The sequence below is a fragment of the Eubacterium sp. AF16-48 genome (genome assembly GCF_003479405.1).
GTDB classification, from domain to species: domain Bacteria; phylum Bacillota; class Clostridia; order Lachnospirales; family Lachnospiraceae; genus Eubacterium_G; species Eubacterium_G segne.
Map to the genome: position 1 here is coordinate 47465 of NZ_QUHB01000012.1, position 22466 is coordinate 69930.

18 protein-coding genes, 2 tRNA genes and 1 riboswitch are annotated in these 22466 nt (G+C 36.2%); of the genes, 19 read left to right on the top strand and 1 reads right to left on the bottom strand.

Annotated features, from left to right (window positions below; genetic code table 11):
- Window positions 1-102: 102 nt before the first annotated feature.
- Complete coding sequence (locus DWW68_RS11590; RefSeq protein ID WP_158576896.1) at window positions 103-3030, top strand: glycosyl hydrolase family 28-related protein; 2928 nt, start codon at window positions 103-105, stop codon at window positions 3028-3030.
- A 15-nt stretch (window positions 3031-3045) separates the two neighbouring features.
- A complete protein-coding gene (locus DWW68_RS11595; RefSeq protein ID WP_118589539.1) occupies window positions 3046-4866 on the top strand; it encodes a hypothetical protein in 1821 nt (606 codons plus the stop codon).
- Between the two features lie 12 nt (window positions 4867-4878).
- Here the strand turns inward: DWW68_RS11595 and DWW68_RS11600 are convergent, their stop codons facing one another.
- Complete coding sequence (locus tag DWW68_RS11600; protein WP_118589538.1) at window positions 4879-5601, bottom strand: SDR family NAD(P)-dependent oxidoreductase; 723 nt, start codon at window positions 5599-5601, stop codon at window positions 4879-4881.
- Window positions 5602-5841: 240 nt separating this feature from the next.
- On the opposite strand from DWW68_RS11600, the gene DWW68_RS11605 reads away from it, so the two are divergent.
- The 17 genes from DWW68_RS11605 (at window position 5842) to DWW68_RS11690 (ending at window position 22278) form a co-directional block, all read left to right on the top strand.
- On the top strand, window positions 5842-7164 hold the full coding sequence (locus tag DWW68_RS11605) for an NlpC/P60 family protein (RefSeq protein ID WP_118589537.1): 1323 nt from the start codon (window positions 5842-5844) through the stop codon (window positions 7162-7164).
- A 513-nt stretch (window positions 7165-7677) separates the two neighbouring features.
- A complete protein-coding gene (gene raiA, locus DWW68_RS11615; RefSeq protein WP_118589535.1) occupies window positions 7678-8217 on the top strand; it encodes a ribosome-associated translation inhibitor RaiA in 540 nt (179 codons plus the stop codon).
- Between the two features lie 284 nt (window positions 8218-8501).
- Window positions 8502-11075, top strand: coding sequence for a preprotein translocase subunit SecA (secA, locus tag DWW68_RS11620; RefSeq protein ID WP_118589534.1), 2574 nt, complete (start codon window positions 8502-8504; stop codon window positions 11073-11075).
- Between the two features lie 107 nt (window positions 11076-11182).
- Complete coding sequence (gene prfB / locus DWW68_RS11625) at window positions 11183-12301, top strand: peptide chain release factor 2 (protein WP_118589533.1); 1119 nt, start codon at window positions 11183-11185, stop codon at window positions 12299-12301.
- Between the two features lie 139 nt (window positions 12302-12440).
- Window positions 12441-13640 carry a homoserine dehydrogenase gene (locus DWW68_RS11630; protein ID WP_118589532.1) on the top strand — a complete coding sequence of 400 codons (1200 nt, stop codon included), beginning with the start codon at window positions 12441-12443 and terminating at the stop codon, window positions 13638-13640.
- A 51-nt stretch (window positions 13641-13691) separates the two neighbouring features.
- Complete coding sequence (locus tag DWW68_RS11635; protein ID WP_118589531.1) at window positions 13692-14894, top strand: cofactor-independent phosphoglycerate mutase; 1203 nt, start codon at window positions 13692-13694, stop codon at window positions 14892-14894.
- Window positions 14895-14943: 49 nt separating this feature from the next.
- Window positions 14944-16272, top strand: coding sequence for an aspartate kinase (locus DWW68_RS11640; RefSeq protein WP_118589530.1), 1329 nt, complete (start codon window positions 14944-14946; stop codon window positions 16270-16272).
- A 54-nt stretch (window positions 16273-16326) separates the two neighbouring features.
- A riboswitch (FMN riboswitch) is annotated at window positions 16327-16465 on the top strand.
- A gap of 162 nt (window positions 16466-16627) precedes the next feature.
- A complete protein-coding gene (locus DWW68_RS11645) occupies window positions 16628-17236 on the top strand; it encodes an ECF transporter S component (protein WP_118589529.1) in 609 nt (202 codons plus the stop codon).
- Between the two features lie 97 nt (window positions 17237-17333).
- Complete coding sequence (gene tsaE / locus DWW68_RS11650) at window positions 17334-17756, top strand: tRNA (adenosine(37)-N6)-threonylcarbamoyltransferase complex ATPase subunit type 1 TsaE (protein ID WP_118589528.1); 423 nt, start codon at window positions 17334-17336, stop codon at window positions 17754-17756.
- 8 nt (window positions 17757-17764) lie between these two features.
- The gene (gene tsaB / locus DWW68_RS11655; protein ID WP_118589527.1) at window positions 17765-18484 is read left to right on the top strand and encodes a tRNA (adenosine(37)-N6)-threonylcarbamoyltransferase complex dimerization subunit type 1 TsaB; all 720 of its coding nucleotides are present in this window, start codon (window positions 17765-17767) and stop codon (window positions 18482-18484) included.
- Window positions 18474-18911, top strand: a complete 438-nt coding sequence (gene rimI, locus DWW68_RS11660; RefSeq protein ID WP_243053086.1) for a ribosomal protein S18-alanine N-acetyltransferase — start codon at window positions 18474-18476, stop codon at window positions 18909-18911. Before tsaB ends, rimI begins: the two co-directional genes overlap by 11 nt.
- A 79-nt stretch (window positions 18912-18990) precedes the next feature.
- Window positions 18991-19230, top strand: coding sequence for a hypothetical protein (locus DWW68_RS11665; RefSeq protein ID WP_118589526.1), 240 nt, complete (start codon window positions 18991-18993; stop codon window positions 19228-19230).
- A gap of 17 nt (window positions 19231-19247) precedes the next feature.
- Window positions 19248-20159: a ribonuclease Z gene (locus DWW68_RS11670; RefSeq protein WP_118589525.1), complete on the top strand. Its 912-nt coding sequence runs from the start codon at window positions 19248-19250 to the stop codon at window positions 20157-20159.
- Between the two features lie 2 nt (window positions 20160-20161).
- Window positions 20162-21190, top strand: coding sequence for a tRNA (adenosine(37)-N6)-threonylcarbamoyltransferase complex transferase subunit TsaD (tsaD, locus tag DWW68_RS11675; RefSeq protein WP_118589524.1), 1029 nt, complete (start codon window positions 20162-20164; stop codon window positions 21188-21190).
- 19 nt (window positions 21191-21209) lie between these two features.
- The gene (gene ispD, locus DWW68_RS11680) at window positions 21210-21911 is read left to right on the top strand and encodes a 2-C-methyl-D-erythritol 4-phosphate cytidylyltransferase (RefSeq protein ID WP_021953636.1); all 702 of its coding nucleotides are present in this window, start codon (window positions 21210-21212) and stop codon (window positions 21909-21911) included.
- A gap of 147 nt (window positions 21912-22058) precedes the next feature.
- Window positions 22059-22143 (top strand) — tRNA-Ser (locus DWW68_RS11685).
- 46 nt (window positions 22144-22189) lie between these two features.
- Window positions 22190-22278, top strand: a tRNA-Ser gene (locus DWW68_RS11690).
- Window positions 22279-22466 lie beyond the last annotated feature (188 nt).

Below are 22466 nucleotides of genomic sequence, written 5' to 3' on the forward strand. Positions count from 1 at the left end.
TTTGTATGTTTTTTATATGAATATTTGAAATAGTTTTAATTTGCATAATATTCACATATTTGATAAAATCGAAACATATCACATATGTAAAGAGGTATGTATATGAACGGCGAATCATTTTATAAAAAAATGCTGCATGACCACAACGCAGTTTATTTTACAAAGGAAAATTTTGACATCCGAAATGACGGAACCATGGATGTTAGCAGTCAGTTACAGGACGCAGTATACTCTGTTGTAAAAAGGCAGGGGTATGGCGTCCTTTTTGTGCCAGAGGGAAAATATCTTATAAGTAAAACAATTTATATACCAAAGGCTGTAAGAATTATAGGATATGGAGAAGAAAGACCGGAGTTTATATTAAAGGATAATGCAGAAGGCTTTAATGAACCGCATCCTGAGCAAAAAGGAGGATACAAGTATCTTTTCTGGTTTGTAAATATGATGGCAGAGGATGAAAGCAAAATAGCTGATGCCAATCCGGGAACCTTTTACAGTGCCATGTCTAATGTAAACATACATCTTGGAAAGGGAAATGGATATGCTATTGCCTTAAGGACTCATTACGCCCAGCACTGTTTTGTTAATCACATTGATATACATGTAGAATCAGGAATGGCAGGTATATATGATGTGGGAAATGAAATGGAGGATGTGTTTATTAGTGGTGGAAAGTACGGAATCATAACCACAAAATGCTCTCCGGGATGGCCTTTTGTAATGGTGGATACAAGGTTTTATGGGCAAACATCTGCGGCAATAAAAACTCACGAGGCGGGATTTAATATTATAAGAACTCATAGTGTAAATACATCCAAGTTTATTGATGTTGATGAGGGCTATTTTGAAAAAATCATAATAGAGGATAGTATTTTTGAGGATATGAGTTGTATTATCAGTGCTGCCCAGGAGTTAAACTCACTTACCCAGATAAATGTATATAACTGTCAGCTGAAGGCTGTGGAAAATATAATCAGATTTAAGGACACGGAAAAAAATATTGCCAATGAAGATTATCAATGCAGACTAAAAAAATATATTCACGGTGTGGTGGTATCCGATGTATTTCCCGACAAGCAGTTTCATGATGAGATATACAGATATGCAAGGGAGATTAATTACAATGACTTAAAAACTGATATTCCAAAGCTTCCGGATATGGACTTGTGGGTTAATGCAAAGGAAGCGGGACTTTCAGGGGACGGCATAACAGATGATACGGAAAGCCTGAAAAAAGCAATAGAAAAATATCAGGTTATTTATTTCCCTCAGGGAGAATACATTTTATCCGATACCATTAAATTAGCTGAAAATACTGTATTTATAGGTATGAATCCGGTATCTACACAGCTGATTTTAAGAGATAATACGGAAAAATTTACAGGCTTTGGTAAAATGAAGCCTTTAATAGAAAGCTCAAATAAGAAAAATATATTGTTTGGAATAGGTATAAATACCAGTGCAAGAAATCCAAGAGCCTGTGGTGTGAAATGGCAGGCAAAAGGTGATTCTTACATTAATGATGTGAAATTCTTCGGAGGTCACGGAAACCTTGTAAAGGGTACCGGAGAATTTGAAATGCCATATGATGAGGGAAGAGCAAGAGATGTGGATGTTAAAAGAGTGTGGGATTATCAGTATCCAAGCCTGTTTATATGTAATGGTGGAGGCGGTATTTTTAAGGATATATGGTCTGCAAGTCCATATGTTACGGCAGGACTTCACATTGAAAATACAGATACTCCATCTAGATTTTACTGCCTGTCCCTAGAGCATCATGGCAGATGTGAGCTTAGAATGATAAATGCCGGAAACATAAAAATATATGGATTCCAAAGCGAGGAGGAAAAGGCAGAAGGGGAGTTTGCCATTCCTATAGAATTACATAATTGTAACAACATAACCTTTGCAACAACATATTGCTTTAGAACAGTGTTTGTAAATAAGGCATTTCCTTATTGCGTAAAAACCTGGAACTGTAAAAACATAAAGTTTTTAAATGTTCATAATTATTCTCAAATGAAATATACAATTGACAATTTTCTGTTAGATGTAAATACGGGAATTGAACTTAGACCATGGCAGGCAGCAGTTGTTGAAGTTACGGGAAATGAACAAAAAGAGGTTATTACCAACAATGAAACTATAATTAAGGATGACAGAAACAGAAAGGAAAAGTACATATCTACCCGTTTGTTTGACGGGTTCAGATTCGCTGATGGAGGATGCTGTGACGGAAAGGGCAACTTCTATTTTGTAGACAGTTTAGATAAAAAAGTATATAGAATTGACGGAAAGACTCTTAAACTTTCCCTATTCTTTGAATCACCATATAAAATTAATTCCATTGGTTTTGACACAAGGGATAACATTATTGTGGTAGGCGAATATAGCATTCCTATGGAGGCAACCATTAATGGAAAAGAAATTGTAAATACACTGCCTAAGGATGCTAATGGAACTTCCTATGGCTTCTGGTATGACAGAAGGGCACAGGTTGTGGCTTTCTCTGTTGATGCTAACCGGGAAATTGTTAAACTTCACAAAATTAACATAGGAGATATAGAACCAGAAAGGGTATTGTACCCGGGAAACCGTTGGAGAGACAGCACGGATTTCGCAGAAGCAGTTACCTATAATCCTAAAACAGCGTTTTTAGGTCTTGACGGTGCTACAATTGTTCCGTGTCATTATGATTTAATAAGGGCTAATAATTTGGCAAGGTCAAAGCCGGGCAGGAAGCTTTATTCCGTGGACGAGTTATACAAGAGAGTATGGCAGTGTGACATAACCAAGGAAGGACTTTTGGAAAATCCTGTTCCTATAATTGAGGAGGGGGATTTTAAGGTAAAGAAATTTGATGACAAAATTTATGTTGGTGATGACAACATAAAAATATATGATAAAGGAAAACACGTATATACAATAAGAATACAGGAGAGGCCGACGACTTTTGATTTTGGTGGAGAAAAAAGGAAAACACTTTTTGTAACCACAAGGCATTCGGTTTATATTGTGAGGGAAGTTTAAAATAAGGAGACAGAAATGAAAAAGTATCTGCTTACATTATTAGTTGCAGCTACAACCATTATTTTAGTGGGATGTACTACAAATAATCAAAAAGAGAAAAGTACTGAGAAACAGCTAAAGACAGGAATCCAAAATGTTATTGAATACAAAAGCAACGGCAAGGCGGTAAAGGATAAATCTGTGTTAGGTGATAATGTGCTTATATTTTCTCCAAAGGATGATGCATCGGATATTCAAAAGAAGCTAGACGAAATATACAATATTCAGGAAAGAAATCAATTTGGAGACGAAAGATATGCCATAGCTTTTATGCCGGGAGACTACGGGAAATCTCTCCAGGTAAATGTGGGATATTATACTCAGGTGTTAGGTTTGGGAGTATTACCTACAGATACTAACATAAACAAATTGTGGGTGGATGCTTCATGGATGAATCATAATGCTACCTGTAATTTTTGGCGGGGAGCAGAAAATTTCAGCATCAATGAATACTGTATGTGGGCTAACTCCCAGGCAGTGTCTCTTAGAAGAATTAATTCTGAAGATGGTATAGTTTTAAGCGACGGAGAAGGATGGTCCAGTGGCGGCTTCATGGCAGATTCTAAATTTAATGGCAACGTGTCTTCAGGCTCCCAGCAGCAATATTTATGTAGAAATGATGAATGGAATTACTGGGAAGGCGGTGTTTGGAACATGGTGTTTACAGGGGTTAGAACATCTATAATTCCTCAGGGACCATGGCCTTATGTTCCATACACAAGGGTGGAAAAAACGCCTGAAATTCAGGAAAAGCCATATTTATGTTACGATGATGAAGAGGGCTTTGGGGTAATGGTACCTAAAATGCGAAAAGATTGTGACGGTATTTCGTGGAAAAATGGAGTGGAAGGTATATGCTATAGCCTTAATACTTTTTACATAGCTAGCCCTGATAAGGATAACGCAGATACTATTAATAAGGCATTAGCACAGGGTAAAAATATCTTATTTACACCTGGTGTGTATAAAATTGATAAAACCATAAATGTAACAAAAGAAAATACTATTATTTATGGAATGGGGCTTGCCACGTTAGAAGCAGTTGACGGAAATATATGTATGGAAACAAAGGATGTTTCAGGCATAAAAATTTGTGGACTTTTGTTTGATGCAGGAGAGAAAAAATCAGAAACTATGCTTAAGGTAGGAAGTGAAAAAAGTGATGTGTTTCATGAAGATGACCCTATATGCCTAAGTGACGTGTATTTCAGGGTAGGTGGCGGAAAATATGCAGGAAAAACAGACAACTGTATCACAATAAACAGCAATAACGTTTTAGGAGATAATCTTTGGGTTTGGCGTGCCGACCACAGTGATAATGTGGGATGGAATGTTAATACGGCACCTAATGGAATTATTATTAATGGTGATGATGTAACTATGTATGGACTGTTTGTAGAGCATTTTCAAAAGTATCAGACTATATGGAATGGAAATAATGGAAGACTTTATTTCTATCAAAGCGAAATGCCTTATGATGTACCAAAACAAAAGGCATACATGAGTCATAATGGAACGGTTAAAGGTTACGCATCCCTTAAAATAAGTGATGATGCAGAAAATTTTGAAGGATATGGTATTGGCATATATTGTTATAACAGGGATGCAGATATTGAAATATTATCAGGGGCTGAGGTTCCGGATAAGGAAGGCGTCAGCCTTCATAATGTAGTTACCGTAAAACTAACGGGAAAAGGTCAGATAACCCATGTTATTAATAATCAGGGGGATTCTGTAACAGAGGGAGGAAATACAGCTCATATTAAATCGTATGAAAATGGTGAAATAGAAAAATAAAAGGATGGATTGCTAAACAGTCCATCCTCCATCAAGAGTGATTATCTGTCCAGTCAGGTAATCACTTGTTTTTATTAGTGAAAATACGGCTTTTGCCACGTCATAAGGGGTTCCGATTCTTCCACAGGGAATTTCATCACATAGGGCATTTATATCTTCTTTAGTTAAGTGAGCGTTCATTTTAGTATCGATTATGCCACAGGAAATGGCATTAACCTGGATGCTTGAAGGAGCAAGCTCCTTAGCTAAAGCCTTAGTAAAGGAATTTATTGCACCTTTTGTGGCAGAGTAGGCTACTTCACAGGAGGCACCACAGTTACCCCACACAGAGGATATGTTTATAATTTTTCCGGCTCCTTTTTTTAGAAAAACAGGAATGATTTCCTTTGACATGCCAACTGCTGATGTTACGTTGGAGTTCCATAAATTATTCCAATCTTTTTCTGTTAAATCCTGAAGAAGTCCAATAACGGAAATCCCTGCATTGTTAATTAGAATATCAGGATAATGGCCGTCTAGTTCTAATTGTTTCATTAATTTATTTATATTATTAAAATCCGATAAATCACATTTATAATAGAAGAAACTCCCATTTGCTTCTTGGGCAATGAAAGATAGTGCATCTTCATTAGAATAATAAGTTCCTATAACCTTAAATCCTTTATTAATGAGAAAACGTGTAATTTCAACACCGATTCCACCGGAAGCACCGGTTAGTAATACTGTTTTTTTCATATTGCAAACCTCTTTTTACAAATTAATGTTGATTTTAAGTATAACATATCTTATAATCTATAGGAAGAAAAATAATCTTAACAGACATATTAGAGGATGGTACATTTTTGTTATAAAATGTATGGCATAAAGAGCAATTTGTTGACAAGTTGTGAGACTAATGCTATAATTGTAACAAAAATGTAATATTTTAATATGTAAAATTTTAAATAAGGCAAAATATTGGAGGTCTGATTTTAAATGAGATATAATTATTCAAAAAGATTTGCCGGAAGTGTTTTAGCAGCTGTTATGGCTGTTACGCTAGTTCAGCCGATGTTTGGTGAGGAATTAAATATCGAAGAACCTAGCGCAGGAGCTGCACTTGCCATAGAAAACTATATTGCAAGTACAGGTAGTGAAAACGATTTGGCATCATTACTTCCGGAAAAGGATTCATCAGTAGAAACAAACAAAACTACTACGAAGACTACAAAGAAGAAAACATCAAGCGAAGAAGAATTATTTAGTGATATAGCAATCGCCAGAGTTAACGGTGGTGCAGAAGGTTACGTAAGAGTCAGAAGAATACCAAGCACAAGGGGAAAAATGGTTGGTAAGATTTACAACAACTGTGGTGCAAGAATTCTTGAAAAGACAAACAACGGATGGTACAAGATTGTATCCGGAAATTGTACAGGCTATATAAAAGCAGAATATTTCGTAACAGGAAATAAGGCACAGGATTACGCATTAGATGACGGATATGTATTTGCTAACATTAAGGATACAGGTATCCACGTAAGACAGTCCCCTACTACTAAGTCAGATGTAGTAACTAACGTTTACAATAAGGAAACATACGTTATAAAGAAGTTCAGCAATGATGGCAATTGGGTTAAAATCAAAATTAAAGCCGGAGTTAGTGGCTGGGTATCATCAGACTTTGTTAAGATAAGTATTGATATGGATACAGCCATTACCATCAAGGAAGAAAAGGAACAGATTAGAAAGCAGAAAGAAGAAGAGGCAAGAGAGCGTCAGGCACAGTTAGATGCTCAGAAGAAGGCTGAAAGCAACAATAATTTACAGTCAGACAACTCTTCTAACACAGCTGGCAACAATACATCAAATAATAACAGTAACAAGAGTAATAATAGTAGCAATAACAATAGTACTCCTTCACAGAGTACAAACACACAGCCTTCATATGGAGAGGCATCAGGAGGCGGAGCTTCAGCAGTAGTTGCATACGCTAAGCAGTTCCTTGGAAATCCATATGTATGGGGTGGTTCAAGTTTAACTAACGGAACAGACTGCTCGGGATTTACAATGTCAGTATATGCACACTTTGGTTATTCACTTAACCGTTCATCATATACTCAGGTATACAACGGAACAGCAGTTTCATTAGGAGCATTACAGCCGGGAGATTTATTATTCTATAAGTACGGCGGCTCAACTATTAGCCATGTGGCTATCTACATAGGTGGTGGACAGATTATCCATGCATCAACAGAAAGCACAGGTATTATAATTAGCGGAATGGGTTCACCTTGTGCAGCAAGGAGAATTATTAATTAATATTAAAAATAACCATGCAGACAGATTGTTGTCCGCATGGTTATTTTTTTGCCTGAAATTAATTTTGTGTTGTATTTCTAAATGATGTATGGCACCAAATCTCATGAAAAAACAAGGATAAATGATTGTGTAATGAAAATCTTTGAAAAGTCAAGAGGTTATGTGGAAAATGCACAAGTTTATTACATGTTAACAAAACGTTCGTTCTTTTATAATTCGACAAAGATTTACATAAAAAGACCACAAAAAAGGTTAATAATGTTAATAACTCGGTTGATAACCTATTTTGTCGATAAAAAGATGGCAAAAAATATGTTAATAACTAATGTTAATAACTTTCAGGTCAAAAAAGGTCGAAAGTACCAAAATGATGGTTTTATTGTGCAAAATATACAAAATGGTCTTTAGGAAAAAATTACCGGGAAAAAATAGCAAAAAACAATAAAAATCCTTTTGAAATATCGGCATATTATGGTATAATTTAATTACTAGTTAATGAAAGGAAGTGGTACCATGAAAATTAATATTTTCGGAAAGAATATTGAGGTAACAGATGGCATCAAAAGTGCAGTCCAGGAGAAGCTCGGAAAGTTAGACAAGTACTTTGCAGAGGAGACTAGAGCAGATGTTACCCTTAGTGTTAATCGAAACGATCAGAAAGTGGAGGTAACAATTCCTGTAAAAGGAAACATTATCAGAGCGGAAGAAGTCAGCGAGGATATGTACGCATCTATAGATATGGTTGAAGAAACTATAGAGCGTCAGCTTGTAAAGTATAAAAATAAACTTGTTGATAAGAAAAAAGCATTTAGGGAGGATTTTTCAGCTGATTATTTGGAAGCAGACTACGATGATGACGAAGAGGCTGCTGTAAAGATTGTCAGAACAAAGAGTTTTGGAATTAAACCTATGGATCCGGAAGAAGCTTGCGTTCAGATGGAACTGTTAGGACATAATTTCTTTGTATTCCTTAATGCAGATACTGATGAAGTAAACGTTGTTTACAAGAGAAAAGGAAATACATACGGTCTTATTGAACCGATGTTTGACTAAGAAATGACTAAAAAAGCAGTGGCAGGTTTTGTCACTGCTTTTTTGTGTGAGATAAACGAAAACGTAATGACAAATTGCCACAATACCTTATTGATAGGGCATATTTGCCCATAAAATCTGCTGGAAAAATTATTGATTAAAACTGTCCGTGAGATGGAAATTTAACAGATATTTTACAATGTTTACAATAAAATAAAATATGACATATTGAATTAAACATATTAAAATGGTAATATATTCACTAGTGTGCCGAATATATCGGTAAAAAAGTAGAGGAGATTATTATGGGCGTACTTAGCAAAATAATAGGAACGTATAGCGAGCGTGAATTAAAAAGACATAAGCCAACATTAAATAAAATATTGGAATTGAGACCGGAGATGCAGAAGTTAAGCGATGAGGAAATGAGAGCAAAGACTTCTGAATTTAAGGAAAGACTTAGTGCAGGAGAAACTTTAGATGACATACTTCCGGAGGCATATGCATTAGTTCGTGAAGCAACTAAAAGAACTCTTGGAACAGAACATTATCCTTGCCAGATTTTAGGCGGTATTATTCTCCATGAAGGACGTATTGCTGAAATGAAGACAGGTGAAGGAAAAACACAGACCTGCTTACTTCCGGCATATCTTAATGCACTTACAGGAAAAGGCGTTCATATTGTTACAGTAAACGAATATCTGGCAACCCGAGATGCTGAATGGATGGGTCAGGTTCACAGATTTTTAGGACTTACGGTAGGTTGCGTATTAGCAGATATGGATCATGATGCTAAGAAGGCAGCATATGAGTGCGATATAACATATATTACTAACAATGAATTAGGCTTTGATTATCTTAGAGATAACATGGTTGTATATAAGGAACAGTTGGTACAGCGTGGTCTTTCATACTGTATTATCGATGAGGTTGACTCTGTTCTTATTGATGAGGCAAGAACACCTCTTATTATTTCAGGACAAAGTGGCAAATCAACTAAGTTATATGAAATGTGTGATATTCTTGCAAGACAGATGGAAAGAGGAACAGCTAATCCTGAACTTAGCAAGATGGATGCCATTATGGGAGTTGATATTGAAGAAGATGGTGATTTCCTCGTAAATGAGAAGGACAAGATAGTTACCCTTACTGCAGACGGTATTGCAAAGGTTGAAAAGTTCTTCCATATTGACAACTATGCAGATGCTGAAAACCTTGAACTTCAGCATAACGTAATACTTGCCCTTAGAGCTCATAATCTTATGCATAGAGATCAGGATTATGTAGTAAAGGATGACGAAGTTTTAATCGTTGATGAATTTACAGGACGTATTATGCCGGGTAGAAGATATTCCGACGGACTTCATCAGGCAATTGAAGCAAAGGAACATGTAAAGGTAAACAGAGAAAGTAAGACTCTTGCAACTATCACCTTCCAGAACTTCTTTAACAAGTATGAAAAGAAGGCAGGTATGACAGGTACTGCCCTTACTGAAGAAAAGGAATTTAGAGATATTTACAGCATGGACGTAGTTGAAATTCCAACTAACAGGCCGATTGCAAGAATTGACCATGAAGATGCTGTATTTAAAACAAAGCGTGGGAAATTACATGCAGTTATAAATGAAATAGAAGAATCATATAAGAAGGGACAGCCTGTTTTGGTTGGTACCATTAATATTGATTCATCAGAAGAAATCAGTTCATTACTTAAGAAAAGAGGAATACCTCATAAAGTATTGAATGCTAAATATCATGAGTTAGAGGCTGAAATTGTTGCTCAGGCAGGACAGCATGGAGCTGTAACTATTGCCACTAACATGGCAGGTCGTGGTACCGATATTAAACTTGATGATGATGCAAGAGCTGCCGGTGGACTTAAGATAGTAGGAACAGAAAGACATGAATCACGTCGTATCGATAATCAGTTACGTGGACGTTCCGGTCGTCAGGGAGATGTAGGTGAGTCTAAATTCTTCATTTCTCTTGAAGATGATATTATGAGATTGTTTGCATCTGAGAAACTTATGTCAGTGTTTAATGCATTGGGAGTTCCTGAAGATGAAGAGTTACATCACAAGGCTCTTACGAAGACAATTGAAAAAGCACAGAAGAAGATTGAAGGAAACAACTTTGGTATTAGAAAGAACCTTATGGAATACGATAAGGTTAATAACGATCAGAGAGAAATCATTTACGCAGAAAGAGCAAGAGTGTTAAATGGTGAAAACATGAGAGATGCCATCATAAAGATGATTTATGATATTATTGAATCTCAGGTTGATATGTTTATTAGAGATGATCAGGCACCAAAGGATTGGGATATGGCAGGACTTTCACAGTCAATGCTGGGAATCATTCCGTTTAAGCTTAACCTTACTGAGGCAGATATTGAAAAGTTATCAAAATCAGAATTTAAGCAGATGTTAAAGGAAGAAGCCGTTAAATTATATGAAATGAAGGAAGCTGAGTTCCCTGAACCTGAGCATATCAGAGAATTAGAAAGAATTGTTCTTCTTAAGGTTATTGACAGAAAGTGGATGGATCACTTAGATGACTTAGAACAGTTAAAACAGGGTATCGGTCTTATGGCATACGGACAGAGAGATCCGGCTGTAGAGTACAAGATACAGGGCTTTGAAATGTTTAATATAATGATTGACAATATCAAGATAGATACTGTTAAAACCTTATATCATATTCAGGTTGAACAGAAAGTTGAACGTGAAGAGGTTGCTGAAGTTACAGGAACTAACAAGGATGACAACGGAGGCGTTAAGAAACCAAAGCAGAGAGCAGAAGCAAAGATATATCCTAATGATCCTTGCCCTTGTGGAAGTGGAAAGAAATATAAGAACTGTTGCGGAAGAAAAGCATAGAAATCTATGATTTATTGTAAAAGAGACGGGCAATGCCCGTCTTTTGCAATATTATATCAATGTAATTAATCAGCCTTAAATATGGGCGGTGAAGTTAAGGAGTTTTCGTGGTTGAATTAGATCAGTATAAATATCAGTGGAACCAGTATAAAGACAGTGTTAAGGAATTAGAGGCATCCTTTAACATTGAGGTAAAAAAAGAACGGTTAGAAGAAATAGAGGCTTCAATGGAGGAACAGGATTTTTGGGAGAATGTGGAAAAATCCCAAAAACTTACAAAAGAAATGAAGCAGTTAAAAAACAGCCTTGATACAATTAATGGTCTTGTGGAGCAGTATAACGAAATAGGAGTTTTAATTGAAATGGGGGAAGAAGAGGAAGATTTAAGTATAGTAGATGAAGTTGAAAATGAATTAAAAGATTTTATTGAAAATTTTGAAAAAGTGAAGATTCAGACCCTGCTTTCAGGAGATTATGACAAATACGATGCAATATTAAAAATTAACGCAGGTGCAGGTGGCACGGAATCCTGCGACTGGGCAGGAATGCTTTATAGAATGTACACCAGATGGGCGGAGAGCAAGGGCTTTGAGACAGAAGTTATTGATTATTTAGATGGAGATGAAGCCGGCATAAAATCAATAACCTTTCAGGTAAAAGGTGAAAATGCTTTTGGTTATTTAAAATCAGAAAAAGGAGTACACAGACTGGTTAGGATTTCGCCTTTTAATGCAGCAGGAAAAAGACAGACATCTTTTGCTTCCTGTGATGTAATGCCTGATATTGAAGAAGATCTGGATGTGGAAATAAATGATGACGATATAAGAATTGATACATATCGTTCAAGCGGAGCAGGAGGACAGCATATTAATAAAACATCATCGGCAATAAGAATAACCCACCTTCCAACAGGAATAGTTGTACAGTGTCAGAATGAACGTTCCCAGCTTCAAAATAAAGACAAGGCAATGAAAATGTTAAAGGCAAAACTATATATACTTAAAAAGCAGGAAGAAGAGGAAAAGCGCTCAGGCATAAGAGGCGAAGTTAAAGAAATAGGATGGGGAAATCAAATCCGCTCCTATGTAATGCAACCTTATACTATGGTAAAAGATCATAGAACCGGCGAAGAAGTTACAGATGTAGGTAAGGTAATGGACGGATACATTGATCCATTCATAAATTCCTACTTAAAATGGCTTAATATAGACAAAGATAAACAATAATATTGATAATTGTTTATATCCGTGCTAAAATCTACGAGTGTGTGATTACTAAAGTTTCTTTAGAATCCTGTAGTTATGGCACGTGGCAACATCTGCAGTTGCAAATATCCAAAATTATAATGACAAGCGAGGAGTAAATATGATTAAAGTTGCAATCTTAGGATATGGAACAGTAGGTTCCGGAGTTTTTGAAATTATTAGAGAAAATAAAGATTTAATTGCTGCAAATGCAGGTGAAGAAATTGAAGTAAAATATGTATTAGACTTAAGAGATTTTCCGGGAGACCCTTGTGAAAATGTTTTAGTTCATGATTATAATATTATTTTAGAAGACCCTGAGGTTGAAATCGTAATCGAAGTAATGGGTGGATTAAAGCCGGCATATGATTTTGTAAAGGCAGCCCTTGACGCAGGAAAGAGTGTATGTACATCAAATAAGGAACTGGTGGCAAAGCATGGAGCTGAATTAATAAGAATTGCAAAGAGCCATAACAGAAATTTCCTTTTTGAGGCATCTGTAGGTGGCGGAATCCCTATTATCAGACCGATTAACATGCACATTACAGCTGACAAAATCTGCGAAATAACAGGAATATTAAATGGAACAACTAACTATATCCTTACAAAGATGGATAAAGAAGGAGCAGATTTTGCAAGTACACTTAAACAGGCACAGAATTTAGGATACGCTGAAAGAAATCCTGAGGCAGATATAGAAGGTTTTGATGCTGTAAGAAAAATTGCTATTTTAGCATCATTAGCTAAAGGTAAGACTGTTGATTTTGAAGAAATTTACACAGAGGGAATTTCAAATATAACAGATATAGACTTTAAATATGCAAAAACAATGAACAAATCAATAAAGCTTCTTGGAAAATGCAAGAATGAAGATGATGGTGTCGTAGCTTCAGTGGCACCTAGGTTATTATCCCAGGAGCATCCTCTTTACAATGTTAATGGTGTTGTAAATGGTATATTGGTACGTGGAAACATGGTTGGAGATTTAGTGTTTATTGGAAGCGGAGCAGGAAAACTCCCTACAGCCAGCGCAGTTGTATCTGATGTGGTAGACGCTGTAAGACACTTAAATGTGTCAACAACAGTTATGTGGGATGAGGAAAAATTGGAATTAGAAGATTTTTCTAAATCAAAGAAACATTTCTTTGTAAGAACAAAGGCAGATAAAAAGGATATTGAAAGCATATTTGGAAATGTAGAGTACGTTGATGCGGGAATATCAGGAGAAACAGGCTTTATTACGGAGAAAATAAGCGAAGAAAAGTTTAGTGAAAAGGCAGATAAATTAGGCATTATCTCAAGAATAAGAATTGAGGGATAAGACCTATAAATCATAAATATAATAGACTTATTCTATATGTGAGGAGAAGCGATGAAGTATATAGTTGTATTAGGAGATGGGATGGCTGACAAGCCTATTGAAGAGTTGGGAAACAAAACACCATTAGAGTATGCTGACACACCTACCATGGACAGATTGTCAAAGGTATCAGAGGTGGGATTGGTACATACCATACCTAAGGGGATGAAACCGGGGAGTGATACCGCGAACCTTTCAGTATTAGGATATGACCCTAAAAAGTATTACACAGGGCGTTCACCTCTTGAAGCATTAAGTATAGGTGTTGATATGAAAACTACGGATGTTGCTTTAAGATGCAATATTGTTACAGTTTCCACAGACGACCTGCCATACGAAGAAAAGACTATAATAGATCACAGCGCCAGTGAAATAAGCACAGAAGATGCAGCTGTTTTGTTAGAGGCTGTTAGAAAAGAACTTGAAACGGATACTTATAAATTTTATGTGGGAACAAGTTACAGACATCTCACAATATGGGATAATGGAGAGGTAGTTGACTTAACACCACCTCATGATGTTTTAGGACAAAAAATTGGTCAGTATTTACCAAAAGACGAAGTTTTAAAGGAAATGCAGAAGAAGAGCTATGATATTTTAGCTAATCATCCAATAAACATTGATAGAATGAAGAAAGGACTTAACCCTGCTAACTCATTATGGTTTTGGGGAGCAGGAACAAGACCTTGTGTAACTTCTTTTGAAGAAAAGAATAATAAAAAAGGAGCTATGATATCAGCAGTGGATTTGTTAAAGGGAATTGCTGTTGGTGCAGGCATGAAAGTTATAGAAGTTGAAGGTGCCACAGGAGGACTTGAAACTAACTATGAGGGAAAGGCTTCAGCAGCAGTAGATGTACTTTTAAATGAAGGCTATGATTTGGCATATGTTCACGTAGAAGCACCGGATGAAATGGGACATCAGGGTAGCGTTGAAAGAAAAGTAAAGGCTATTGAAAATCTTGATAAAAGGGTGATTAAGGTTATAACTGAAGCTATGGATAAGTCAGGAGAGGATTACAGATTGTTAGTTATGCCTGATCATCCTACACCTATTTGCGTTAGAACCCATACAAGTGATCCGGTTCCATATATGCTTTATGATAGCACGGATTTAAAGGATGAAAAGCATGACTACAATGAAAAGTGTGGAAAAGAAAGCGGACTTTTTATGGCAAATGGTTATGAAATGATGGATTATCTTTTGTCAAAATAATAATAAAAATTCATATACTAAAATATATAAGCGAAGGGAAACAAAAATCATGAAAGAAACAAAAGTTGTTAAATTTGGTGGAAGCTCATTAGCTGATGCAAAGCAGTTTAAGAAGGTAGCAGATATCATTCTTGCAGACCCTACCAGACGTTTTGTTGTAGCATCTGCACCAGGAAAACGTTTTGTTGAAGATATAAAAGTAACAGATATGTTGTATAAATGCTATGAGTTGGCATCAGAAGGTGAAAACTTTGATGAAGAATTTCAGGCAATAAAAGACAGATTTAACGGAATTATAAGTGAGTTAGGTATAGAAGATTTCTCCTTAGAGAAAGAATTCGAGGCAATTAAAGGTGCTTTTTCTCATATGGCAGGTAGGGATTATGCTGCAAGCCGTGGAGAATATTTAAACAGCATGGTTTTGGCAAAATATCTTGATTTTGATTTCATAGATGCTGCAAAATATGTGTTCTTTGATGAGTCAGGAAGCTTTGACTGGGAAAAAACAGCTGAAAAGCTTGTGCCAAAGCTTGCTTCAACAGAATATGCAGTTATACCGGGATTTTATGGCTCAATGCCTAATGGTACCATAAAGACATTTTCAAGAGGTGGCTCAGATGTAACAGGTTCAATTGTTGCAAGAGCAGCTTCTGCTAAGATATATGAAAACTGGACAGATGTTAGTGGATTCCTTATTTGTGATCCTAGAATCATTAATAATCCGGAACCTATTAACACAATAACCTATGCTGAACTTAGAGAATTGGCATACATGGGTGCTACTGTATTACATGAAGATGCAATTTTCCCTGTACGTGCAGCAGGTATACCTGTAAATATTAAGAACACCAACTGCCCACAGGATAAGGGAACAATGATTGTATCTGAAACGGCAGAGCCTTGTGAGCATATTATTACAGGTATTGCAGGAAAGAAGGGAATGTCCGTAATCAATATTGAAAAGGATAAGATGAATAGCGAAGTGGGATTTGGAAGAAACGTACTTCGTGCCCTTGAAAAGAGCAATGTAAGCTTTGAACATATGCCATCAGGTGTAGATACCATGAGTGTGGTTATTCAGACAGATGCCCTAACAGGAAAAGAGACAACTATTTTAGATGAAATCCGTTCAAGAGTTCATCCTGATCAGTTGTTTATAGAAAATGATCTGGCTCTTATTGCAGTTGTAGGTCGTGGAATGAAGAGTGCCAGGGGAACAGCAGCAATATTATTTACAGCATTAGCTGAAGCCCGTGTAAATATCAAAATGATTGATCAGGGTTCATCGGAACTTAATATAATAATCGGTGTTGATGATCAGGATTTTGAGGTTGCAATGCGCGCAATTTATAACGCATTTATTAAAGTAAAAAAATAACATTGACAAAAAAATAACATAGTATTATCATAACTATTGAATAATTTAATACAGAAAATTCTTCGGGGCAGGGTGCAATTCCCGATCGGCGGTTACAGTCCGCGAGCGTTTTACGCAGGACTTGATTTGGTTCAAGTCAGGATATGGTGAAAATCCATAACCGACAGTATAGTCTGGATGGTAGAAGATTTAGTAATATGATTTTTAGTACGCAATTTTGTACTAAATGTTATTGTGTTATGAAATTTTTAAGCCCTGAGTTATACTCAGGGCTTTTCTGATATTAGTAGAAATAATCAACTAATGCAGAATTAAAAAGAAGAATTTCCTGAGAAAAAGAAAGGAGATTATATTTATGAAAGAATTATTCAACACAAAAAATCTTGTATTAATGGCGGTGTTTGCAGCATTAGGAGGAGTTCTTATGTTATGGGAATTTCCAATACCATTTATAGCACCGGGATTTTATGAAATGGACTTAAGCGAAGTGCCTGTACTTATAGGCTCCTTTATTGCCGGCCCTGTGGCAGGAGTTATAATGGAAGCGGTCAAAATTATCATTAAGATAATGATTAAAGGCACATCTACGGCATATGTTGGTGATTTCGCAAATTTCTGTATAGGATGCTGTTTCATAGTACCTGCAAGTATTATTTATAAGAAAATCAAAACAAAGAAGGGCGCATTGATAGGCGTATGTGCAGGAACCGTATTTATGGCAGTAGCCGGCGTAGTGCTTAACTACTTCATTATGATACCATTTTATGTAAAAGCCTTTGGAACACCTCTTGATGGAATACTTGCCGCAGGGAAAAGCATTAACCCTTTAGTAGGAAGCAAGCTTTCATTTACAATTGTGTGTGTGGCACCATTTAATATTATAAAAGGTGTAATTGACAGTATAATTACATTTTTGCTGTATAAACGCATAAGCACTTTTATTAAAAGCATTGGACACAAATAAATATATAATTTGAAAATAATAAGAATATTGTTTATAATCATATTTGGGTTTATAATATAGCCTTATGATTGTAAACAATATTTTTTTAGGAGCAAATATGATTTATGAGACAATGTCTCCAAAGGAGACTTTTGAATTAGGTAAAAAAATAGGACTCGAAGCAAAAGCTGGGGAGATAATCTGTCTTGACGGAGACTTAGGTGTAGGAAAGACGGTGTTTACCCAGGGATTTGCCAAGGGACTTGGAATTGACGAGGCTGTAAACAGTCCCACATTTACCATTATCCAGGAATATGATGAGGGGCGTTTGCCGTTATATCATTTTGACGTATATAGAATTGGTGATCCTGAAGAAATGTATGAAATAGGTTATGAAGACTATTTTTATGGTCAGGGAGTATGCCTTATAGAATGGGCAAAATTAATAGAGGAATTAATACCTGATGAAGCAAAAATTGTTTTGATTGAAAAAGACCTTGAAAATGGTCTTGATTATAGAAAAATAACTGTAAGTGATTAGGAGAAAAAATGAGGATTTTAGCAATAGACAGTTCATCCATGGTGGCTACCGTAGCCATAACAACAGATGGAATTTTAAACGCAGAATATACCATTAATCATAAGAAAACTCATTCCCAGACACTGTTACCAATGATTGCGGAAATAGTGAAAATGATAGAAATAGATATGGATAGTATAGATGCAGTAGCAATTACAGGTGGTCCGGGTTCATATACAGGCTTAAGGATAGGCAGTGCCACTGCAAAAGGCATAGGGCTTGCCCTTAATAAGCCGATTATAAATGTGCCAACCATGGATGCACTGGCATATAATTTATATTCATCCCAGTATGTAATATGTCCTATAATGGATGCAAGAAGGGGTCAGGTATACACAGGAATATATAAGTTTGAGGAAACAGAAATGAAAACCATTAAACCTCAGTGCATTATGATGATAGATGAGTTGATAAAAGAACTGGATACAATAAAAGAATCGGTTATGTTTTTAGGGGATGGAGTAGATGTTCATAAGCAACTTATAGATGACATGATGGATACTAAACACTATTACGCTCCGGCTTCCATGAACAGACATAAAGCCTCAACGTTAGGCACTATTGCAGAAATATATTACAAAAATGGAAAAACAGAAACAGCTAAGGAGCATAAGCCTGAATATCTCCGTCTATCCCAGGCAGAAAGAGAATTAAAGGCAAAAATGAAAGAGGCAAAAAGTGACAATTGAATCAATGACTGTAGATGACATTTCTCAGGTGGCAGAAATAGAAAGGCAGATTTTTTCTATTCCCTGGTCAGAAAAGGCATTTAGGAATTCTATGGAGAGTGACAATACCATTTATATTGTGGCAAAGGAAAATAACAATGTGGCAGGGTACGCAGGTATGTACTTATCCTTTGAAGAAGGTAATATAACTAATGTTGCAGTAAATCCATTAAGCAGGCGAAAGGGAATTGGAGAGAAGATTGTAAGAGATATCTTAAATAGGGCATACGAAAAAGGTGTCAGGGATGTTTTTCTGGAAGTAAGGGAGACTAACAGTGTTGCCATTGCATTATATGAAAAGATTGGTTTTAAGGAAGAAGGAATAAGAAAAAACTTTTACGATAAACCTAGGGAAAACGCACTTATAATGTGGAAACATAATCTATAAACGGAATAACTTTCCACTATGATTTTTATACACAAAATAATAAAATAATTATGAATTTTAAATCATAGGAGAAAAGAATATGAGAGTGTACAAAGAAAATCAGTTAGAATCAGTGTTTTGCAATAAATGTGGAAAGAAAATTAAGGTTCAAAATCACGTTATTGTGGAAGGTGCCTTTGAATTAGAGTATAAGTGGGGATATTTTTCTGATAAAGACGGAAAAAAACATTCCTTTGATTTGTGTGAAAAATGCTATGACGAAATTACAGAAGAGTTCATATATCCTGTTGAAGAAGAGGGGTATACTGAACTGGTATAAAAGGTAAAGGTGAAATAATGTTAGATGTATGTTTGTTAGGTACCGGAGGGATGATGCCATTACCAAGGCGTTATCTTACTTCGCTTATGTGCCGCTACAACGGAAGTAATATTTTAATAGATTGCGGGGAGGGAACCCAGGTTGCCATAAAACAGAAAGGCTGGAGCTTTAAGCCTATAGATGTTTTATGCATAACTCATTACCATGCAGATCACATAAGCGGGCTACCGGGACTTTTACTTACTATGGGCAATGCAGAACGAACAGAACCTCTTCTTATGATTGGGCCAAAAGGGTTGGAAAAGGTGGTTAATTCTCTTAGAATAATAGCACCGGAACTTCCTTTTGATATTGAATTTATAGAATTAACGGAAAACCTTCAGACAATACAAATGGAAGAATACAGGATAAAAGCGTTTAAAGTTAATCATAAGGTCACATGTTACGGATATTCCATAGAAATAGACAGAAGTGGAAAATTTAATCCTGAAAAGGCAAAAAAATTAGGCATTCCCCTTCAAAAGTGGGGAGTGTTGCAAAAAGGTGAAAGTGTAGAAATAAATGGGGGTAAATATACCCCTGATATGGTTATGGGTGAACCTAGAAAAGGCCTTAAAGTTACTTATTCCACAGATACAAGACCGGTTCCTAATATTGTTCAGGCAGCTACTGGAGCAGATTTGTTTATATGTGAAGGTATGTATGGGGAACCGGATAAGGGAGCAAAAGCAAAAGAGTATAAGCATATGACATTTAAGGAAGCTGCAGAAATTGCAAGAGAAGCCAATCCAAAAGAAATGTGGCTTACTCATTATAGTCCGTCTTTAGTGAAACCGGCATTGTATATGGATACGGTAACGGAAATATTTGAAAATGCAAAACCAGGAAAAGATGGGATGTCTGTTGATTTAATATTTGAAGAAGAGTAGAGGTGACAATATTGAAGGATATAAAAATACTTGCAATAGAAAGTTCGTGCGATGAAACAGCAACTGCTGTGGTTGTAAATGGCAGAGAGGCTTTGTCTAATGTTATATCTTCCCAGATAGATTTGCATACACTATATGGTGGAGTAGTGCCTGAAATAGCCTCCAGAAAGCACATAGAGAATATCAATTATGTTATAGAAAAAGCTTTAAGGGACTCTAAATGTACATTAGATGATATTGACGCTATAGGTGTAACTTACGGCCCCGGACTTGTAGGGGCACTTTTAGTAGGTGTGGCTGAAGCTAAAGCCATTGCTTTTGCTAAAAATATTCCATTAGTGGGAGTGCATCATATTGAGGGACACATTTGTGCAAATTATGTAGACAATAAAGATTTAAAACCACCATTTGTATGTCTTGTAGTATCAGGAGGACATACTCATCTTGTGGTAGTTGAGGATTACGGAAAATATAGGATTTTAGGAAAAACAAGAGATGATGCAGCAGGAGAAGCTTTTGATAAGGTAGCAAGAGCCATAGGCTTAGGATATCCCGGCGGCCCTAAAATTGACAAAGTATCCAAAAATGGAAACCCTCATGCATATGAGTTTCCTAGGGCTAAAATAACAGGAAGTGAGTACGATTTCAGCTTTAGTGGACTAAAGTCGGCTGTTCTTAATCAGATAAATCTTGCAACAATGAAGAAAGAAACAATCAATCAGGCAGACATTGCTGCATCATTTCAAAATTCGGTGGTGGACTCATTAGTTACAAGGGCTATGCACGCATTAGAAGAGACAGGAATGAAGAAGTTTGCCATAGCGGGCGGAGTGGCTTCTAACACAGCAGTCAGAAAAGCCTTTCAGGAAGAATGCAGCAAAAGAAATATTGACTTTTACAGACCATCGCCTGTTTTGTGTACAGATAATGCGGTTATGATTGGCTCAGCTGCATATTATGAATACATAAACGGAACACGTCACGGATGGGATTTGAATGCAATACCTAATCTTAAACTAGGGGAAAGATAAAGTTAGTGGAGGAATTATTATGTCTGGTAAGATTTCTGCTATAGTGTTAGCTGCCGGAAATGGACGGAGAATGAACAGCAAAACCAAAAAGCAATATATAATGATAAAGGGAAAACCGGTTTTGTGGTATTCCCTTTTTGCATTTGAACAAAGTAAAACAGATGAAGTTATATTAGTAACATCTAAAGATGATATTGAATATTGCCAAAATGAAATAGTAGATAAATACAATCTGAAAAAGGTAAAGAAAATCGTAGAGGGAGGAGCCGAAAGATATAATTCCGTGTACAATGGATTAAAAGAGGCGACAGGAGATATAGTTTTGATTCATGATGGGGCAAGACCAATGGTTAATCGAAAAATTATTGAAGAATGTATTGCGGGGGCAGAAAGCTATAAAGCCTGTGTTGCAGCAGTCAGGGTGAAAGATACCATAAAGATAAGTACAAAAGACAATATAATTGACGGTACACCTGACAGAAACACATTATGGAGTATACAAACACCTCAGGCATTTTCTACATCGTTAGTAAAGGAAGCATACGAAAAAATGATGCAGGATCAGGAGAAAAACATAACAGATGATGCCATGGTAGTAGAAGAATATTCTAATTTTAAAGTTAAAATAGTAGAAGGAGATTACAAAAATATAAAAATTACTACTCCGGAAGATATTTATATTGCAGAAATGTTCTTGAAACAGACACAAAATATAGTATAGAAGCTATTAGAAAAGCTTATATGTTGTTCTAACTAATTAAGGAGCAAAAAATAGGCAGAAAAAAATTGAAAAAAGTTTAAAATTGGTGTTGACACTTTGAGAAAATAGTGTTAGTATAATCAAGCACGTCACGAGAGCGTGCAACACGGAGAGGTGTCCGAGTGGTTTATGGTGCCGGTCTTGAAAACCGGTGTGGGTAGTACCACCGTGGGTTCGAATCCCACCTTCTCCGCTACAGAGAAATCTGTAACAACACGTAAGATAAAAGTCAACTGCTTGGAGAAGTACCCAAGTGGCTGAAGGGGCTCCCCTGGAAAGGGAGTAGGTCGTTAATAGCGGCGCGAGGGTTCAAATCCCTCCTTCTCCGTTTGAGAAACTTCTCAAAAAAGCTTTTTTAAAAAAATTTAAAAAAGTTGTTGACAAACATCAAAACGTATGATATGATATGCAAGCTGTCGCAAGAAAACGACAACGGTCAACAAAAAACTTTTAAAAATAAAAGAAAAAGTTGTTGACAAAGCCAAATAACTATGATATAGTAATATGGCTGTCGCG